Origin of the sequence: Escherichia sp. MOD1-EC5990 (assembly GCF_002965285.1) — a bacterium.
Taxonomy (GTDB): Bacteria; Pseudomonadota; Gammaproteobacteria; order Enterobacterales; family Enterobacteriaceae; genus Escherichia; species Escherichia coli_F.
Genome location: NZ_PTRV01000061.1, coordinates 1 through 1,469 on the forward strand (window position 1 = coordinate 1; position 1,469 = coordinate 1,469).

The window sequence follows — 1,469 nt, forward strand, 5'->3', positions numbered from 1 at the left end:
TTATCATAGCGGTACTGCCAGCGGTGACCTTCGCCGTCCGTTCGCGCCACCGGCAAATCGAACGGGCCGTATTCCATCGTCCAGGCCACGCCGTTACCGTCCGTGTACGCCAGCAGGTTGCCATGGCGGTCATAGCGGAATCCTTCCGCCCCGGTGATGGTCACGCACCGTCCCTGTGCATCGTTGCTGAAGCGGTTCCACAATCACTCCAGAAGTCGCTCTCTGTTTCCGGTACGGGTTAGACGTTCAACGCATTAAGTTATATCTCACCAACTTTTTTAAAAATTACCCCACGAAAATCATTCTGGAAAATATCAACAAAACGATCTGTAACAAAATAATTCGAAGATAGTATTTCATCACGAAAGATTAACATTTTATTTATAGATTTATTGAATTTATATTCTTGTGTTCTACTCATAATTTGCAGGTCTTGTCTGTTATCATAATGTAAGGCTGGTATTTTCCCTAACACATTTGCATAATAAAAATCACGTTCATCACTGGCAATTACTTTTAATAATTCAATATTCTTGACCTGACGAGATAATACAACAGTGAGAGAATGTTCGACGTACAATAACCCCGAACTAAAACATGATGAATTAAAATCGCCGTTTAATGATTTCTCAGCTTTAGTTTTTCCTTTAAATAGCTCTATTTTGTATGGTTTCCATCCATTAAATAGAGACTCCCCACAAAAATCAAAAGCAGCCACTGAAAAAGAGTCACTTTCGTCTTGCAAGTAAAACTTGAAGTGATCCACATCATGCCGAATTAAATAAATATTCATCGCTATGCCCTTATTAATAAATTGGCCTATCAAAAAGCAGATCATCCCTGATAGCATCTAATTCATCGAGAACACCTTGCTTCCCATTTGCCTTAGCTGCATCTGCGAGTCGTGCCTCCACATCTGCATAATATTTGTTAGTATGAATGACACGATGATAAGCTCCTGGTTGAAGAGAGTTTGGATCTACATGCTTCAAAAATACCCCATTCTCTGCGGAGTCGATATGTATACCATATTTTTCCAAAATTTTTCTTGCGCCTAATGCACGAGGGTCGTCCCAGGCAACAATATGATGGGCGGCAGAACCTTTGAATTTATACCAGGCCCGATTCATGTATCCAGCACTCTTAGCAAGGTTTCTGTTAGCCAGTTTCATTGCCCTTGCCAGGGCTCTCGGACAACCAGCGAGTCCATACTGGTCAATCCATCCCAGCGGATTAGGCACATACCGGTAAGTCTGCTCCCCCCCGGCCAGCCCCAGGGGGTCACTCACCAGATACATCCCGGTTTCCGGCTCGTAATACCGGAACCGGTTATAGCACAGCCCGGATTCCGCATCCTGCCACTGCCCCGCATACAGCAGGCCGGGGTCGGCCTCCGGGTCCAGTTCCCCGCGCGGGTCCGGGTAGCCGGTGTCTGCGGGCAGGCTGAGTGCCAGCCCCCACAGGCTGGT

The 1,469-nt window shown here is 46.0% G+C and carries 2 protein-coding genes and 1 pseudogene; all 3 read right to left on the minus strand.

The annotated features are described in order from the left end of the window. Nucleotides 1–155 (minus strand): annotated as a pseudogene (locus BEB42_RS27265) (RHS repeat domain-containing protein); the annotation flags it as partial. Between the two features lie 104 nt (nucleotides 156–259). Then, nucleotides 260–793: a hypothetical protein gene (locus BEB42_RS25820; protein ID WP_001353373.1), complete on the minus strand. Its 534-nt coding sequence runs from the start codon at nucleotides 791–793 to the stop codon at nucleotides 260–262. 13 nt (nucleotides 794–806) lie between these two features. Then, nucleotides 807–1,469 (minus strand): RHS repeat-associated core domain-containing protein (locus tag BEB42_RS25825; protein WP_172954558.1); only part of this gene is annotated, 663 nt, incomplete at its 5' end.

Coding starts and splice junctions, on each gene's coding strand:
- BEB42_RS25820 (WP_001353373.1), bottom strand. CDS start 793: ATGAATATTTATTTAATTCGGCATGATGTGGATCACTTCAAGTTTTAC.